Origin of the sequence: Pantoea sp. YU22, assembly GCF_003970755.1 — a bacterium.
Classification (GTDB): Bacteria; Pseudomonadota; Gammaproteobacteria; order Enterobacterales; family Enterobacteriaceae; genus Pantoea; species Pantoea piersonii.
On record NZ_RYDU01000005.1, the window covers coordinates 241,261 to 257,276 of the forward strand.

Genomic DNA, 16,016 nt, shown 5'->3' on the forward strand with positions numbered 1-16,016 from the left:
CGCTAAAAGGCCGCGATATACGCGGCCTGGCAGAGGATCACGCTTCGCTTTCCACCCGCAGGGCGTCGGGCGGAAGCGCTACGTTCAGGATGATGGGCTGGAAAGCGGCGCGATCACCTACTTTTAGCGAGACGCCTTTCGCGACGATAAAACCGCCGATGCCGCCGAGCAGCGCGCCGCAGGCTGCCGCCAGATCGCTATGGAACAGCGCCTGGAACAGACCCGCCAGCAGAAACAGTCCAAACAGCGGCGTCATATATACCAGCAGCGCCGAACCGAGCAGACTGCTCTCTTTAATGCCCAGCTCAATGCGCTGACCGGGTTGTAACGGCGTCGCGCTGACGATTTCCATCACGTGAGCGTCTTTCGGCCCCAGCTTATTGAGCATATGGCTGCCGCAGCCTTTACGCGCTGAACAGCTGTTGCAGGAAGTTTTCGCCTCTGTATGCAGCGTGGCGATGCCGTCACGCCATGCCACTACCGTGGCCCACTCTCTCATCATCGTTGCGACCCCAAATCAATACTGTCCGCTATGCGTTTTGCCGTCGCGGGCGGCAGTTCGCCCACCACGGTGATTTCGCTATTATTGCGCACTTCGGTCTGTACCGTTCGACGTCCTGTGCGCAATGTCTGCGTAACGCTGCTTTTATCGGCCGGGGTAATATTGATGGCGAAACTGAACAGGCCGTCGCTGTAAAGCTGCGACTCTACAGTTTTGTTCATTGCCGGAATGTCGCGGCGGCTCTGCGAAATAAGCTTCATACCCGCCGGCACCCAGCCTGGCTGCCAGTTAAGTTTGACCTTCTCCCCTTCCGGCACCGAAAGCGACGGCGGCAGATTAGCTTTTTGCAGCCCCTGCATAAGATTGCGCACGCCTTCATCAACCGCAAAGCTGATCACGCGGAACTGCTCCAGCGTTTCGCCATCGCGATCCAGCAGGTCGATACGCAGCGGCAGTTTGGTATCCACATCCAGCCATACCACATAGCTGTAGCGCGTGCCGTCGCGCGAGACGATGCGAATCACCTCACACAGCTGATCGGCGATACGCGAGCGACCTACCGGAATAAAATCCCAGGCGCTGGCGAGCTGAGAGAAATCGGCGAAGATCAGCGACGGCAAGGCGTCGATGATATGTTGACCAGGCAGAGAGAAAGGATCGAGGCCGGGTTCGAAGTAGCTAATATCATTCCCACGCTGAATCACTTCCCGGCGCGGGCCGTCCATCTGCAACAGCTGCGCATAGACGCGGTTATCGATCACTGCATGACGATAACGCAGCGATTCAATCCCTATACGCGAGACGTTGATATAAGCGAATTCGTAATTGAGGGTCTGGCTTGCCTGCTCCATCTGCTGTAACAACGCCCCGGACGCAGAGGTCTGCGCCGGGGCGGGAGATGAACAAAGCAGGCTGCCTGCCAGCAGGCTAACGGCGCACCAAAGCTGCTTCATTACTGCTGTTGCGTACCTAAAGACTGGTTGCCAGGAACGTTCGCCTGCGCCTGCTGCGGCGCATTGGTTTCGAACTGCAGACGATCAGAATGCAGACGACGCTGCAGTTCGTAGTCCTGCAGCATGGCGTTGACACGACGGCGCTGCTCCTGAACCTGCTGAGTGGCGCCGCTGGTGTCGAAGGCGTCAGACGGCACACCCAGGCTAACCGGCGAAGCTTTGCCCATCATCGGCAGCGTATTGAACACCGGCGAATCAGACGGCTCTGCGGTGGTGCCGCTCGGCTGGTTGTAGTGCTGCACGCCCACGATAACCGCCAGCGATACACACGCCGCTACGCCGACCTGCGTCAGCTGCGCCGCCCAGGGACGCATTTTGCGCCAGAAAGGCATCTTCGCAACGCTGGCCGGTTCAGGCTGTGATTCGACAATCAGCGGCGTAACCTTGCGGGCGGGCTCCTGCTCGAGGGCCGCCGCGACGCGCGCGGAGATATCGAAGTGCAGCACTTCGCCTACATCGCCGCGCATGGTGTCGCGGATCAGATGATAGCTTGTCCAGCGCTGTTGCAGCTCTGCATCCTGAGATAGTGCTGACAGCAGCGCGTTATCGAGCGCCTCGCCATCCATCAAAGCGGAAAGTTGTTCTTTCTGCATGCCTAAGTACCCTTCCAGTAGCCGTTATCACTGACGTTGGATAAGCGGTTGAACTTTATTATCAATGGCCTCTCGCGCACGGAAGATACGTGAACGCACTGTACCGACCGGGCAATCCATAATGGCGGCGATCTCTTCGTAGCTCAGTCCGTCCAGCTCCCTGAGCGTGATTGCCATACGCAAATCTTCAGGGAGTGCCTCAATGGTACGAAAGACGATTTGTTTCAGTTCATCTGACAACATTAAGTTCTCAGGGTTCGAAATTTCTTTTAGCGCGCCAGCACTTTCGAAATTTTCTGCATCGATCGCATCCACATCGCTGGATGGCGGACGACGCCCCTGAGCAACCAGGTAATTTTTTGCGGTATTGACCGCAATACGATAAAGCCAGGTATAAAACGCGCTGTCGCCGCGGAAGGATTCCAGCGCGCGATACGCTTTAATAAAGGACTCCTGCACGACATCAGGCACGTCTCCCGACGGAACATAGCGGGAAACCAGGCTCGCCACTTTATGCTGGTAACGAATGACCAGTAGGTTAAATGACTTCTGATCTCCCTTCTGCACCCGCTCTACGAGTACCTGATCCGTTAACTGCTCGCTCATCCGAGGTAATGTCTCCCCAAATTCTTTTAAATGCGTAAAAGGAACTGCCAGCACATCTTCATGGTTCTGAGCAAGCATGCGCTTAGAGTCGTGGTGCGGCAAAAAGTTCGCTTAACGCGCTAATGATGACTATTCCAGATACGCTGTCATTTGTTTTTCATTCTCTAGACAGTGTAATCCAGACTGCGGCTATCAACGCAGAATCGCAGGCAGAGTACCTTATGATGCAGGCTTTTTCATCTTTAAATCCTTAAAGGCCGCTACGTTTTATATAAAAAACAAGCTTTAAATACGCGTTTTTGTAATCTGTTGATTTTACGTATAACTGTCTGTTAATTAATCTGGTGCTGCGCCCTTCTGGTTTAAAATACTTCACAAGGGTAAGGGAAACGCTTATTCTCGAACCACCCTTGTTTAGTAAATTAAACACTATGGCACATACAGACTCTGCGGATTACCAGTGCGATGTTTTGATTATCGGCAGCGGCGCGGCGGGTTTATCGCTGGCGCTGCGGCTGGCGGCGCACTACGACGTGCTGGTGCTGAGCAAAGCGCAGGTCAGCGAAGGCTCCACGTTTTATGCACAAGGCGGCATCGCCGCGGTGTTCGATGAGACCGACAGCATCGAGTCGCATGTGGAAGATACGCTGATCGCCGGCGCAGGCTTATGCGATCGCGAAGCGGTCTCTTTTGTCGCCAGTAATGCGCGTCACTGCGTACAGTGGCTGATTGACAACGGCGTCGCCTTTGATCGCGATCCGCAGGCGGCGGGCGATATGCCCTATCATCTGACGCGCGAAGGCGGTCACAGCCACCGGCGTATTCTGCACAGCGCCGACGCGACCGGGCGCGCCGTCGAGACGACGCTGGTGAGCCAGGCGTTGAGTCATCCCCGTATCCGCATTCTCGAGCGCACCAATGCGGTAGACCTGATCCTTTCAGACAAGCTGGGCCTTGCGGGTTCACGCCGCGTGGTCGGCGCCTGGCTCTGGAACCGTAATCGCGAACAGGTCGAAACCTGCAGCGCGCGTGCAGTAGTGCTGGCAACCGGCGGCGCGGCAAAAGTCTACCAGTACACCACGAATCCCGATGTCGCCTCTGGCGACGGTATCGCGATGGCGTGGCGCGCCGGCTGCCGCGTCGGCAATCTCGAATTTAACCAGTTCCATCCTACGTCGCTGTTTCATCCTGACGCGCACAGCTTTCTGCTGACCGAAGCACTGCGCGGCGAAGGGGCCTGGCTGCTGCGGCCCGACGGCACGCGATTTATGCCAGACTTCGATGAGCGCGCCGAGCTGGCGCCGCGCGATATCGTGGCGCGCGCGATTGACCATGAAATGAAGCGGCTCGGCGTCGACTGCCTTTATCTCGATATCAGCCACCAGCCGCCGGAATTCGTGCGCGCTCATTTCCCGACCATTTATGAAAAGCTGCTGGGCTTTGGCCTCGACCTGACGCGGGATCGCATCCCCATCGTGCCCGCCGCGCACTACACCTGCGGCGGCGTCATGGTGGACGCGCGCGGACGCACCGATGTCGACGCGCTTTACGCCATCGGCGAAGTAAGCTGCACCGGGCTGCACGGCGCCAACCGCATGGCGTCCAACTCGCTGCTGGAGTGTCTGGTGTACGGCTGGTCGGCAGCGGAGGATCTGCTTCAGACGCTGCCGCAAAGGGAAACGCTTTACGCACTGCCGTCCTGGGATGAAAGTCGCGTAGACGATGCGGACGAGCGCGTCGTCATCCAGCACAACTGGCACGAGCTGCGGCTGTTTATGTGGGATTACGTCGGGATAGTGCGCACCACGCGTCGGCTGGAGCGCGCGCTGCGCCGCATTAGCCTGTTACAGCAGGAGATCGACGAGTATTACGCGCATTTCCGGCTCTCCAGCGACCTGCTGGAGCTGCGCAACCTGACGCAGGTCGCCGAACTGATGGTGCGCTGCGCGATGGCGCGTAAAGAGAGCCGCGGGCTCCATTTTACCCGCGACTATCCTGATATGCTGCCTGAAGCAAAGCCGACGATTTTAACGCCCTCTTACATAAAGAGATAAAAGTCGCGCGTCAGGCTGCACCAGACTTCTGAATAGTGCGTATCCTGATTGCGGATCGCCATTCTTTCCAGCAGGGTTTCGCCCGCGCTGGGAGAGAAGCCGAGCAGCACGCGATGCGGCGGCCGATGCGCATATTCCGCCACGTCGATGCGGAAACGAAGATGCCAGCCCTCTTTCTGCGCCAGCGCGATCATCGTTTGCCCTACCGCTTCCGGCAGCACGACGCAGAAAAACCCCTCCTCCTCGATCAGACGCGCGGCACAGCGCAGCAGGCTTGCGTGATCCAGCGTCGCCGTCGAGCGGGCCGCGTCGCGCTCCGGCGTCGCACAGGCGACATCGGGCGGATAATAGGGCGGATTGCTGACAATTAACGAATAGCGTTGGCCGCAGTTGTCGGCAAAGGCGGCAATATCCTGCTGATGGACGTGCACGCGCGCTGGCCACGGCGACTGTGCGACATTTTCCTGCGCCTGCTGCGCGGCATCAACATCCAGCTCTACCGCGTCGATGATCACGGCATCCGGCGTACGCTGCGCCAGCATCAGGGCGATTAGCCCGCTGCCGCAGCCGATATCCAGCACGCGGCGCACGTTTGCTACCGGCGCCCATGCGCCCAGCAAAATAGCGTCGGTGCCCACTTTCATGGCGCAGCGGTCGTGCGCCACAAAAAATTGTTTGAAGGTAAAACCGTTTCTTTTTAACAATGGCCGCACATGCGGCTTTTCCTGCGTCATACTCTGCAACCATTACCTTTTTTCCTGCCGTGCGGCAGCGCTTCAGTGTAACGTGACAGCCTCAGGAATACACGTAGTGGGCTGGCCGCCGCGGATTAACAGATGAAGATTGCGTTTGATCTGTCTATAATCAGCGCCCCAAACTGAGGTAGACCATGACCGTAACCACATTTTCCGAACTCGAACTCGACGAAAGCCTGCTGGAAGCCCTGCAGGAAAAAGGCTTCACGCGCCCGACAGCAATTCAGGCCGAGGCGATCCCGCCCGCGCTGGAGGGCCGCGACGTTCTGGGTTCGGCGCCTACCGGAACCGGGAAAACCGCCGCTTATCTCCTGCCGGTACTGCAGCATCTGCTCGACTTTCCGCGTAAAAAGTCAGGCCCGCCGCGCATCCTGATCCTGACCCCCACGCGCGAGCTGGCGATGCAGGTCGCCGACCATGCACGTGAACTGGCGAAACATACTCACCTGGATATCGCGACTATCACCGGCGGCGTGGCGTATATGAACCATGCGGAAGTGTTCAGCGAGAACCAGGATGTGGTGGTAGCGACTACCGGTCGTCTGCTTCAGTACATCAAAGAAGAGAACTTCGATTGCCGCGCCGTTGAGACCTTAATTCTTGACGAGGCCGACCGCATGCTGGATTTGGGCTTCGCGCAGGATATCGAAACCATCGCAGGCGAAACCCGCTGGCGTAAGCAGACCATGCTCTTCTCCGCCACGCTGGAAGGCAATGCGATCAAAGATTTCGCTGAGCGTCTGCTTAACGATCCGGTGGAAGTTGAAGCCGATCCGAGCCGTCGTGAACGCAAAAAGATCCAGCAGTGGTACTACCGCGCTGACGATCTGGAACATAAAACCAAACTGCTGATCCACCTGCTGAAGCAGCCGGACGTGACACGTTCGATCGTCTTTGTGCGCAAGCGTGAACGTCTGCATGAGCTGGTGAAGTGGCTGCACGATGCGGGGATCCGCAGCTGTTATCTGGAAGGTGAGATGGTGCAGGCCAAGCGCACCGAAGCGATCAAACGCATCACCGACGGCCGCGTCAACGTGCTGGTGGCGACCGACGTCGCCGCGCGCGGTATTGATATCGAAGATGTCAGCCACGTCTTTAACTTTGATATGCCGCGCACCGCCGATACCTATCTGCACCGTATCGGCCGCACCGCGCGCGCCGGTCGTAAAGGCACCGCGCTGTCGCTGGTAGAAGCGCACGATCATCTGCTGCTGGGTAAAATCAGCCGCTACCTGAACGAACCGCTAAAGCCGCGCGTCGTTGATGAGCTGCGCCCGGTTACGCGTGCGCCGAGCGCCAAAACCACCGGAAAACCGTCGAAAAAAGCGCTTGCGAAACGGAAAGAGAAAAAAGAGAGCGAAGCGGAAAAACCGCGCGTGAAGAAGCGTCACCGCGATGCCAAAAACGTGGGCAAACGCCGCAAGCCGAGCGCTGCCACGCCAGCCAGCGGCGATGCGGAATAAATCAGCACCGCTATAAAAAAATCGCCTCAACTGAGGCGATTTTTTTTAGTTAAGCGGGCAAAACAGCCGTTATCCCCTTTAGCCAAAGGCTCTGAGCTACAGGATGCAGTTCTGGCAACGCTGTTAACGTTAATAAAAGCAGATTTTGTTTTTTATCAGCAACATATATTTAACAACGACGTGGGTGCTTTTTCTGCATCCGCCTAAAGTTCTACCGTTACAGGCTTTCTGTAAAAGTACGGGTAATCACGTCACGCTGCTGTTCCGGCGTCAGCGCATTAAAACGCACCGCGTAGCCTGAAACGCGGATCGTCAGCTGCGGATATTTCTCCGGGTGCTTAACCGCATCTTCCAGCGTTTCGCGACGCAGCACGTTAACGTTCAGGTGCTGACCGCCTTCAATACGCACCTGCGGTTTCATCTCCATTGGCACTTCGCGGTAAGCGAATTCGCCCAGTTCGCTGATTGCCACTACCTGATCTTCTTCGTAGCCCGCTTTAGCGCACAGGCAGCGCGCTTCCGCTTTTTCGTCGTCGATCAGCCAGAAGGAGTTCATTAAATCGGGATTATTGGTTTGGGTAATTTGAATGCCTGTGATCATAATCAGTTCTCCAGAACAAGGCGCTATTCTGCTCAGCGCGGTAAGTAAAAAATGGGTAAATCACCTTAATAGCCTGATATAACACCCGTCCTCTGAAGAGGCTTTGACCTCAGTCAATTTCCACAGCCGCGATTTTCACTGCTAATTTCAATTAATTGATTCAGATAATCTTTTTGTTTAAAAAATATTTTGTAAATTTCAAATATTTTTTACCTTCAACCTGACGCGGTGAAACGTTAAGCTTAAGAGACCGATCTTTAAGGGAGCAAATCATGACGGATAAACTGACCTGGCACGACGTGCTGGCCGAAGAGAAAGAGAAGCCCTACTTTAATGAAACGCTAAAACTGGTGGCTAACGAACGGGCGGCTGGCGTGACGGTTTATCCGCCGCAGAAAGATGTCTTCAATGCGTTTCGCCTGACCGAGCTGGGCGACGTGAAGGTCGTCATTCTGGGCCAGGATCCCTACCACGGCCCGAATCAGGCGCATGGCCTGGCCTTCTCCGTCCTGCCCGGCGTGCCGGTGCCGCCCTCTTTACAGAACATGTATAAAGAGCTGGAGCAGGAGTTTCCTGACTTTAAACGTCCGCAGCACGGCTTTCTGGAAAGCTGGGCGAAACAGGGCGTGATGCTGCTGAATACGGTGCTGACCGTCGAGGCGGGCAAGGCGCATTCCCATGCGCGCTTCGGCTGGGAAACCTTTACCGACAACGTGATCGCCGCCATAAACGAGCATCGCGAAGGCGTAGTGTTCCTGCTCTGGGGATCGCACGCGCAGAAGAAAGGCAGCATTATCGATCGGCAGCGCCATCATGTGTTACAGGCGCCACATCCCTCGCCGCTTTCCGCGCATCGCGGCTTTTTTGGCTGCGGACATTTCGCGCAGGCGAATGCGCTGCTGAAGCAGGCGGGCGAAACGCCCATCGACTGGATGCCGCAGCTGCCTGCCAGCTGAGCCGCAAATAAAAACGGCCGCGTCACTGCGCGGCCGTCTGATTCTCTTTGCTTTCGTGCTTAGCTTTTGGCTTTCGCGACCGCAACCATCGCCGGACGCAGCAGGCGACCGTTCAGGGTATAGCCGCGCTGCATCACCATCATCACATGGTTAGGCGCTACGTCGTCCGATTCCATCATCGACATTGCCTGATGAATTTCCGGGTTAAACGGCACGTTGGTGTCGCCGACAACTTCAACGCCGAACTTGCGCACCGCGCCAAGCAGCGATTTCAGGGTCAGCTCGATACCTTCAATCATCGAAGCCAGCTCAGGATTCTCTTTGTCCGCTACTTCCAGCGCGCGCTCCAGGCTGTCGATAACCGGCAGCAACTCGTTAGCGAATTTTTCCAGCGCGAATTTGTGCGCTTTCTCAACGTCGATTTCGGTGCGGCGACGGATGTTTTCGATTTCCGCCTGCGCGCGCAGCTGGGCGTCGCGTACGCCGGACTGAGACTGCGCCAGTTCAGCTTCCAGCTGAGCAATACGCTCATCACGCGGATCCACCTCTACTGCCGTCTCCGCTTCCTGAGGTTGCTGCTGATCCTGTTGAATTTCGTCTGAGACTTGCTCGTTTGGGGTGTTCTGTTCTTTACTACTCATGAATTTCTCCGCGTTTTGCACATTCATCTCGCCAGTCCGCTTATTATGGGGATCGGTTTGACGGTTTCAAGGGAACCCATCACATTGCCTTGCCGTTTTGGCTTATGAGGAAAGACCCACCAAATGAACAAACACTTTAACTGCATTGGTATTGTAGGCCATCCGCGTCACCCTACCGCTCTCACGACACATGAGATGCTGTGGCGCTGGCTGACGTCCAGAGGTTATCAAGTGATTATTGAGCAGCAGATCGCGCAGGAACTCAATCTGCAGGATGCGCAGACCGGCACGCTGGCGGAGATTGGACAGCAGGCGGACCTGGCGGTAGTGGTCGGCGGCGACGGCAATATGCTGGGCGCGGCGCGCGTGCTGGCGCGCTACGACATCAAGGTAATCGGCATTAACCGCGGCAATCTGGGTTTTCTTACCGACCTTGATCCCGACAATGCACAGCAGCAGCTGGATGAGGTGCTGCAGGGGAACTATTTCGTTGAAAGCCGCTTTCTGCTGGAAGCGCGCGTATGCAAAGACGACTGCTCGCCGCGTCTGGGCCTGGCGATCAATGAAGTGGTGCTGCATCCCGGCAAAGTGGCGCACATGATCGAGTTCGAAGTCTATATCGACGAGGTGTTCGCCTTTTCGCAGCGCTCCGATGGCCTGATTATCTCTACGCCGACCGGCTCGACCGCTTACTCGCTGTCGGCGGGCGGACCGATTTTAACCCCGTCGCTCGACGCTATCGCGCTGGTGCCGATGTTCCCCCATACCCTGTCGGCGCGCCCGCTGGTAATCAACAGCAGCAGCACCATCCGGCTGCGTTTTTCCTCGCGCCGCAGCGATTTAGAGATCAGCTGCGACAGCCAGATCGCCCTGCCGATTCAGGAAGGAGAAGATGTTCTGATCCGCCGCAGCGAGAACCATCTGAATCTTATCCACCCTAAAAACTATAGCTATTTCAATACCCTGAGTTCAAAGCTGGGCTGGTCGAAAAAATTGTTTTAATTTCAGCGCGCCCTCTTTACTGGATAAAAAACCAGTTTATACTGTACGAAAAACCATATCTGTTTTTCCATACAGGTGATTCTATGCTGGCACAGCTGACCATCAGTAATTTCGCTATCGTTCGTGAGCTCGACATTGATTTCCAACGCGGTATGACAGCGATTACCGGTGAGACCGGCGCGGGTAAGTCTATTGCTATTGACGCGCTCGGCCTGTGCCTTGGCGGCCGCGCTGAAGCGGACATGGTGCGTCAGGGTGCCGCGCGCGCCGACCTCTGCGCCCGCTTCAACCTCAAGTCCTCGCCTTCCGCGCAGCGCTGGCTGGAGGAGAATCAGCTGGATGACGGCAATGAGTGTCTGCTGCGCCGCGTTATCAGCGCTGACGGCCGCTCACGCGGCTTTATCAACGGCACCGCGGTGCCGCTGTCGCAGCTGCGCGATCTGGGTCAGTTGCTGATTCAGATCCACGGCCAGCACGCCCATCAGCTTCTGCTGAAGGCTGACCATCAGAAACACCTGCTTGACGCCTACGCTGGTCATGACGATTTGCTGCTGCAGATGCGCAACGATTATCAGGCCTGGCATCAGAGCTGCCGCAACCTGGCGCAGCATCAGCAGCTGTCGCAGGAGCGCGAGGCGCGCCGCGAACTGCTGCAGTATCAGCTGAAAGAACTCAACGACTTCGCCCCACAGGCGAACGAGTATGAGCAGATTGATGAAGAGTACAAACGTCTCGCCAACAGCGGACAGTTGCTCTCCACCAGCCAGCAGGCGCTGCAGCTGCTCGCCGACGGCGACGACAGCAACCTCAACAGCCTGCTTTACACCGCGCGCCAGATGGTGACGGAAGTGGTGACGCTCGATGACAAGCTGAGCGGCGTGCTAAATATGCTGGAAGAAGCGGCGATTCAGCTCAGCGAAGCGAGCGATGAGCTGCGCCACTACGTTGATCGTCTCGACCTCGACCCCAATCGTCTGTATGAGTTGGAACAGCGTATCTCCCGCTATATCGCGCTGGCGCGTAAGCACCACGTTGCGCCGGAAGGCCTGGCGGAGCTGCATCAGCAGCTGCTGGCGGAAGCGGAGCTGCTTTCGCAGCAGGAGAGTGACCAGGAGAGTCTGCAGGCGTTAGTTAGCGAGCACTATCAGGCTGCGCTGCATAGCGCTGAACGTCTGCACCAGCAGCGCCAGCAGTATGGCGCCGAGCTGGAGCAGTTGATTACTCAGAGCATGCATCAGCTCTCTATGCCGCATGGCCGTTTCACCATTGCGCTCGCGTTCAATCCCGATCATCTGACCGCCGACGGCGCGACGCGTATCGACTTCCAGGTTACCACTAACCCAGGCCAGCCCTTGCAGCCGCTGGGTAAAGTGGCCTCCGGCGGTGAGCTGTCGCGTATTGCGCTGGCGATCCAGGTGATTACCGCGAAGAAAATGGAAACCCCGGCGATGATCTTCGACGAAGTGGACGTCGGTATCAGCGGCCCGACCGCCGCCGTGGTAGGCCGTCTGCTGCGCCAGCTGGGCGAATCGACCCAGGTAATGTGCGTTACCCACCTACCGCAGGTAGCTGGCTGTGGTCATCAGCACTTCTTTGTCAGCAAAGAGACCGATGGTGCCATGACCGAAACTCATATGCAGGCGCTGGACAAGCGTGCGCGCTTACAGGAGCTGGCGCGTCTGCTGGGCGGCAGCGAAGTCACGCGCAATACCCTCGCGAACGCGAAAGAACTTTTAGCGGCGTGAGGGTCGCACTTTCTTCCCGCTGCGTGGTCATATGCTTGCTCTGTCGATGTAGAGGTTTCCAATAGCGAAAAGGTTTATTATCATCGGCAACTTATGTCGCCTGAATAATAAAGCCTGCCGCAGGCAGAGTTCAGAATTTGATGGCAAAAAAACAGCCTGAGAAAAGGCGTTTGGCCCCAGAAAAGGAATGTAGAGATGCGCTGTAAAACGCTGACTGCCGCGGCAGTGGTAATGTTGATGATGACCGCCGGATGCTCCACCCTTGAGCGCGTGGTTTACCGCCCAGATATCAACCAGGGCAACTACCTGGTTGCCAACGATGTGGCGAAAATCCACAACGGCATGACGCAGCAGCAGGTCGCCTATACGCTCGGTACGCCGATGATGCGTGACCCGTTTGGCAGCAACGTCTGGTATTACGTGTTCCGTCAGGAACCAGGCCATGAAAGCGTGAAGCAGCAGACGCTGACGCTCACCTTCGACAGCAACGGCGTGCTGACCAATATCGACAATAAACCGAATTTAGCAACGTCGAGTGACTGATCGAACACGCAACAAAAAAGGCGCCGCTGGCGCCTTTTGCATTTCTGGCCTGTCTGTTCTGACTGCCGCTATTTTTTGCCGCTGGCTGAGCGTTCTGCGCGCTGACGACGCAGCTCTTTGGGGTCGGCAATCAGCGGGCGATAGATTTCTACCCTGTCGCCTTCCTGTAGCGTGTCGCCCAGCTTAACCGGCCGGCTAAAGACGCCAACCTTATTGCGACTGAGATCGATATCGCGGCGCAGCTCAAGCAGGCCTGATGCGACGATTGCCTGCTCGACAGTGCTTCCCTCTTCCAGCGTGACCACGCGCTGATACTGTTTTTCCGGCAGCGCGTAAACCACCTCAACGGAGATCTCAGGCACTGTAGACCTCTTTGGCGCGCTGGGTAAAAGCCTGCACCATGCTGTTTGCCAGCTCTTTGAAGATGCGACCGAACGCCATCTCTACCAGCATATTGGTGAACTCAAAATCCAGGCTGAGTTCTACCTTGCAGGCGTCATCGCCCAGCGAGATAAAGTGCCATCCGCCGGTAAGCTTGCGGAACGGGCCGTCCACCAGTTGCATCTGGATACGTTGATTGTCGGTTAGGGTGTTACGCGTAGTAAATGTCTTACTGATGCCCGCTTTTGAGACGTCTACGGAGGCCGTCATCTGATTTTCAGACGATTCCAGCACGCGACTGCCAGTGCATCCTGGCAAAAACTGTGGATAGGCATCCACATCGTTGACCAGCTGGTACATTTGCTCAGCGCTGAAGGGCACCAGCGCCGAACGACTAATCTGAGCCATAATGGTTCCTGTTCATCACAAAACCGCTGAATTGTAGCATTTCCAGCGATCAAACAAAAATTCCCCGCTTTCAGAGGTGTGCTAGAATATCCCGTTTCCCGGTGCCCCGCTGGACAAGGGGTGCGATGGCCGCTTAAGTGATGTAAAATACGCCGCACTATGACAAAGAAAAAAGTACATAAACCCGGTTCTGCCACTATTGCCCTTAACAAACGCGCCCGTCATGAATACTTCATTGAAGAAGAGTTCGAAGCGGGATTGTCGCTACAAGGATGGGAAGTCAAATCGCTCCGTGCGGGTAAAGCCAACATCAGCGACAGCTATATCCTGCTGCGCGATGGCGAAGCTTATCTGTTCGGCTCCACCTTCCAGCCGCTGGCGGTCGCCTCGACACATGTCGTCTGCGATCCGACGCGCAACCGTAAGCTGCTGCTGAACCAGCGCGAACTCGACTCGCTTTATGGCCGCGTTAACCGCGAAGGCTATACCGTTGTTGCGCTGTCGCTTTACTGGAAAAACGCCTGGTGCAAGCTGAAGATTGGCGTGGCGCGCGGTAAGAAAGAGCATGACAAACGCGACGACATCAAAGAGCGCGAGTGGAAGCTCGATAAAGCGCGCATCATGAAAAATCGCAACCGCTAATCGCTGGATAGTTTTAAAGTTTTTTGCTAGAGTAGTTGGTTCCTGGGGCTGATTCTGGATTCGACGGGATTTGCGAAACCCAAGGTGCATGCCGAGGTGCGGTAGGCCTCGCTAAAAAACCGCAAAAAAATAGTCGCAAACGACGAAAACTACGCACTAGCAGCTTAATAACCTGCTTAGAGCCCTCTCTCCCTAGCCTCCGCTCTTAGGACGGGGATCAAGAGAGGTCAAACCCAAAAGAGATCGCGTGGATGCCTTGCCTGGGGTTGAAGCGTTAAATCTAATCAGGATAGTCTGTCAGTGGCGTGTCTGTCCGCAGCTGCCAGGCGAATGTAAAGACTGACTAAGCATGTAGTACTGAGGATGTAGGAATTTCGGACGCGGGTTCAACTCCCGCCAGCTCCACCAAAATTCTCCATCGGTGATTACCAGAGTCATCCGATGAAGTCCTAAGAGCCCGCACGGCGCAAGCCCTGCGGGCTTTTTTGTGCCCTCAATTTGTCCCGCGAAGTCCGAAGAGAACTAATTAAATCCGAACCTTTTAGGCCCATTGATAGGCCCAACGAAAAGCTCTATTGTTTTCGTTGGGCCTAAACGCATGGAGACTCCCATGGCAAGAAAAACCAAGCCGTTAACCGATACGGAAATCAAAGCCGCCAAACCTAAAGATGCCGATTACCAGCTGTATGATGGTGATGGGCTTACTCTGCTAATCAAGTCCAGCGGCAGTAAGCTCTGGCAATTTCGTTACTATCGGCCTCTAACCAAGCAGCGAACCAAACAGAGCTTCGGTGCCTACCCTACCGTCTCACTTTCTGATGCACGTAAACTCAGAGCCGAATCTAAAGTTTTATTGGCAAAAGACATTGATCCTCAGGAACATCAGAAAGAACAGATGAGAAATTCTCAAGAGGCCAAAACCAACACTTTCCGGTTAGTTGCCGAGCGTTGGTGGAATGTGAAGAAAGCCAGCGTAACAGAAGACTATGCCGACGATATCTGGCGCTCGCTTGAGAGGGATGTTTTCCCAGCAATCGGTGATATCAGTGTCACTGAGATTAAGGCTCATACTCTGGTCAAAGCAGTTCAACCGGTTCAGGCCAGAGGTGCATTAGAGACTGTCCGACGCCTTTGTCAGCGTATTAACGAAGTCATGATTTATGCGCAGAACACTGGCCTGATTGATGCGGTACCCAGCGTGAACATAGGGAAAGCATTCGAGAAACCGCAGAAGAAAAACATGCCAAGTATCCGCCCGGATCAGCTACCACAATTAATGCAAACGATGCGTACAGCAAGTATAAGTTTGCCCACGCGATGCCTGTTTATGTGGCAGCTTCTCACCATCACTCGCCCTGCCGAAGCCGCTGAAGCTCGATGGGATGAGATCGATTTTGATGCCAACGAATGGAGAATTCCTGCGGCTCGAATGAAGATGAACCGGGATCATACGGTTCCATTATCTGATGGGGCTCTCGCTATTCTAGAAATGATAAAGTCTTTTAGCGGTGGTCGAGAATTTATCTTTCCCAGTCGCATCAAACCAACCCAGCCAATGAACAGCCAAACAGTGAATGCAGCACTCAAGCGTGCTGGCTTAGGAGGCGTACTCGTATCACACGGTTTACGTTCTATCGCCAGTACGGCACTCAATGAGGAAGGATTTCCGCCTGATGTTATTGAGGCTGCACTTGCTCATGTGGATAAGAATGAGGTTCGTCGCGCTTACAATCGAAGTGACTATCTTGAGCAACGACGACCGATGATGCAGTGGTGGGCTGATTTTGTTAAAGCAGCAGATAGCGGCAGCATCGTGAATAGTGGGGTTAGGGGAATACGTCTTGTAGGATGAATCCTTTATCAGCACCCATAATGGGTGCTGATAATTCAACTATTAATAATACGGGCTTTTATCCTTTGACTTTCTTTTTTCTAGCAACTGTGTTATCGAAAGCCAATTTGATACTTTCAATATTCCTTGACCAGTTTTTTATAATGGTATCTGCCAACGCATCAGGGCTCATTGTTGATATCTGAATCGCCACGGGTTTAACAGACACCTCAGAGTCATTTAAGATGGCTTAAAGAGAGGTGCCCATGAGCGGTAAGCG

Annotated in this window: 17 protein-coding genes and 1 other RNA gene; 9 read left to right on the forward strand and 9 right to left on the reverse strand. The window is 55.4% G+C overall.

The genetic code is table 11. The features are described from left to right. Window positions 1–37: 37 nt before the first annotated feature. The 4 genes from rseC to rpoE are packed head-to-tail and all read right to left on the reverse strand — an operon-like array spanning window position 38 to window position 2,714. Complete coding sequence (rseC, locus tag EKL29_RS10565) at window positions 38–502, reverse strand: SoxR-reducing system protein RseC (protein WP_126689617.1); 465 nt, start codon at window positions 500–502, stop codon at window positions 38–40. Next, complete coding sequence (rseB, locus tag EKL29_RS10570) at window positions 499–1,455, reverse strand: sigma-E factor regulatory protein RseB (RefSeq protein WP_120457478.1); 957 nt, start codon at window positions 1,453–1,455, stop codon at window positions 499–501. The genes rseC and rseB overlap by 4 nt, the downstream gene beginning before the upstream one ends. After that, entirely contained in the window at window positions 1,455–2,108 is a 654-nt protein-coding gene (gene rseA / locus EKL29_RS10575) for an anti-sigma-E factor RseA (protein WP_120457476.1), read from the reverse strand. The genes rseB and rseA overlap by 1 nt, the downstream gene beginning before the upstream one ends. A gap of 27 nt (window positions 2,109–2,135) precedes the next feature. Further along, window positions 2,136–2,714 (reverse strand): RNA polymerase sigma factor RpoE, encoded by a 579-nt coding sequence (gene rpoE / locus EKL29_RS10580; RefSeq protein WP_010617748.1) that lies wholly within the window; start codon window positions 2,712–2,714, stop codon window positions 2,136–2,138. Between the two features lie 431 nt (window positions 2,715–3,145). Between rpoE and nadB the strand changes: the two genes are divergently transcribed. Beyond that, complete coding sequence (gene nadB / locus EKL29_RS10585) at window positions 3,146–4,768, forward strand: L-aspartate oxidase (RefSeq protein ID WP_126689618.1); 1,623 nt, start codon at window positions 3,146–3,148, stop codon at window positions 4,766–4,768. Here nadB and trmN read toward each other — a convergent pair. Continuing rightward, window positions 4,753–5,502 (reverse strand): tRNA(1)(Val) (adenine(37)-N(6))-methyltransferase TrmN, encoded by a 750-nt coding sequence (gene trmN / locus EKL29_RS10590; RefSeq protein ID WP_126689619.1) that lies wholly within the window; start codon window positions 5,500–5,502, stop codon window positions 4,753–4,755. The genes nadB and trmN overlap by 16 nt on opposite strands. A 155-nt stretch (window positions 5,503–5,657) precedes the next feature. Between trmN and srmB the strand changes: the two genes are divergently transcribed. Continuing rightward, a complete protein-coding gene (gene srmB, locus EKL29_RS10595) occupies window positions 5,658–6,986 on the forward strand; it encodes an ATP-dependent RNA helicase SrmB (RefSeq protein ID WP_126689620.1) in 1,329 nt (442 codons plus the stop codon). Window positions 6,987–7,203: 217 nt separating this feature from the next. Here the strand turns inward: srmB and grcA are convergent, their stop codons facing one another. Continuing rightward, window positions 7,204–7,587 (reverse strand): autonomous glycyl radical cofactor GrcA, encoded by a 384-nt coding sequence (gene grcA, locus EKL29_RS10600; RefSeq protein ID WP_120457469.1) that lies wholly within the window; start codon window positions 7,585–7,587, stop codon window positions 7,204–7,206. Between the two features lie 272 nt (window positions 7,588–7,859). Here grcA and ung point away from each other — a divergent pair, with 272 nt between their 5' ends. Beyond that, window positions 7,860–8,543, forward strand: coding sequence for a uracil-DNA glycosylase (gene ung, locus EKL29_RS10605; RefSeq protein ID WP_120457467.1), 684 nt, complete (start codon window positions 7,860–7,862; stop codon window positions 8,541–8,543). A gap of 59 nt (window positions 8,544–8,602) precedes the next feature. Here the strand turns inward: ung and grpE are convergent, their stop codons facing one another. Then, complete coding sequence (gene grpE / locus EKL29_RS10610) at window positions 8,603–9,184, reverse strand: nucleotide exchange factor GrpE (protein WP_120457655.1); 582 nt, start codon at window positions 9,182–9,184, stop codon at window positions 8,603–8,605. A 123-nt stretch (window positions 9,185–9,307) separates the two neighbouring features. On the opposite strand from grpE, the gene nadK reads away from it, so the two are divergent. The 3 genes from nadK (at window position 9,308) to bamE (ending at window position 12,474) form a co-directional block, all read left to right on the forward strand. Next, window positions 9,308–10,186, forward strand: a complete 879-nt coding sequence (gene nadK / locus EKL29_RS10615) for an NAD(+) kinase (protein ID WP_120457465.1) — start codon at window positions 9,308–9,310, stop codon at window positions 10,184–10,186. 83 nt (window positions 10,187–10,269) lie between these two features. Continuing rightward, complete coding sequence (gene recN, locus EKL29_RS10620) at window positions 10,270–11,931, forward strand: DNA repair protein RecN (RefSeq protein ID WP_120457463.1); 1,662 nt, start codon at window positions 10,270–10,272, stop codon at window positions 11,929–11,931. Window positions 11,932–12,126: 195 nt separating this feature from the next. After that, entirely contained in the window at window positions 12,127–12,474 is a 348-nt protein-coding gene (bamE, locus tag EKL29_RS10625) for an outer membrane protein assembly factor BamE (protein WP_126689621.1), read from the forward strand. Window positions 12,475–12,542: 68 nt separating this feature from the next. Here bamE and EKL29_RS10630 read toward each other — a convergent pair whose 3' ends face one another. Together EKL29_RS10630 and EKL29_RS10635 are read right to left on the reverse strand one after the other, a co-directional pair. Further along, window positions 12,543–12,836, reverse strand: coding sequence for an RnfH family protein (locus EKL29_RS10630; RefSeq protein WP_120457459.1), 294 nt, complete (start codon window positions 12,834–12,836; stop codon window positions 12,543–12,545). Next, entirely contained in the window at window positions 12,829–13,263 is a 435-nt protein-coding gene (locus EKL29_RS10635; RefSeq protein ID WP_120457458.1) for a type II toxin-antitoxin system RatA family toxin, read from the reverse strand. Before EKL29_RS10635 ends, EKL29_RS10630 begins: the two co-directional genes overlap by 8 nt. A gap of 159 nt (window positions 13,264–13,422) precedes the next feature. On the opposite strand from EKL29_RS10635, the gene smpB reads away from it, so the two are divergent. The 3 genes from smpB to EKL29_RS10650 all read left to right on the forward strand — a co-directional run bounded on the left by smpB (window position 13,423) and on the right by EKL29_RS10650 (window position 15,757). After that, window positions 13,423–13,905 carry an SsrA-binding protein SmpB gene (smpB, locus tag EKL29_RS10640; protein WP_033754058.1) on the forward strand — a complete coding sequence of 161 codons (483 nt, stop codon included), beginning with the start codon at window positions 13,423–13,425 and terminating at the stop codon, window positions 13,903–13,905. A 44-nt stretch (window positions 13,906–13,949) separates the two neighbouring features. Beyond that, window positions 13,950–14,313: a transfer-messenger RNA gene (gene ssrA / locus EKL29_RS10645) on the forward strand. Window positions 14,314–14,515: 202 nt separating this feature from the next. Continuing rightward, entirely contained in the window at window positions 14,516–15,757 is a 1,242-nt protein-coding gene (locus EKL29_RS10650; RefSeq protein WP_126689622.1) for an integrase, read from the forward strand. The last annotated feature ends 259 nt before the right edge of the window (window positions 15,758–16,016 follow it).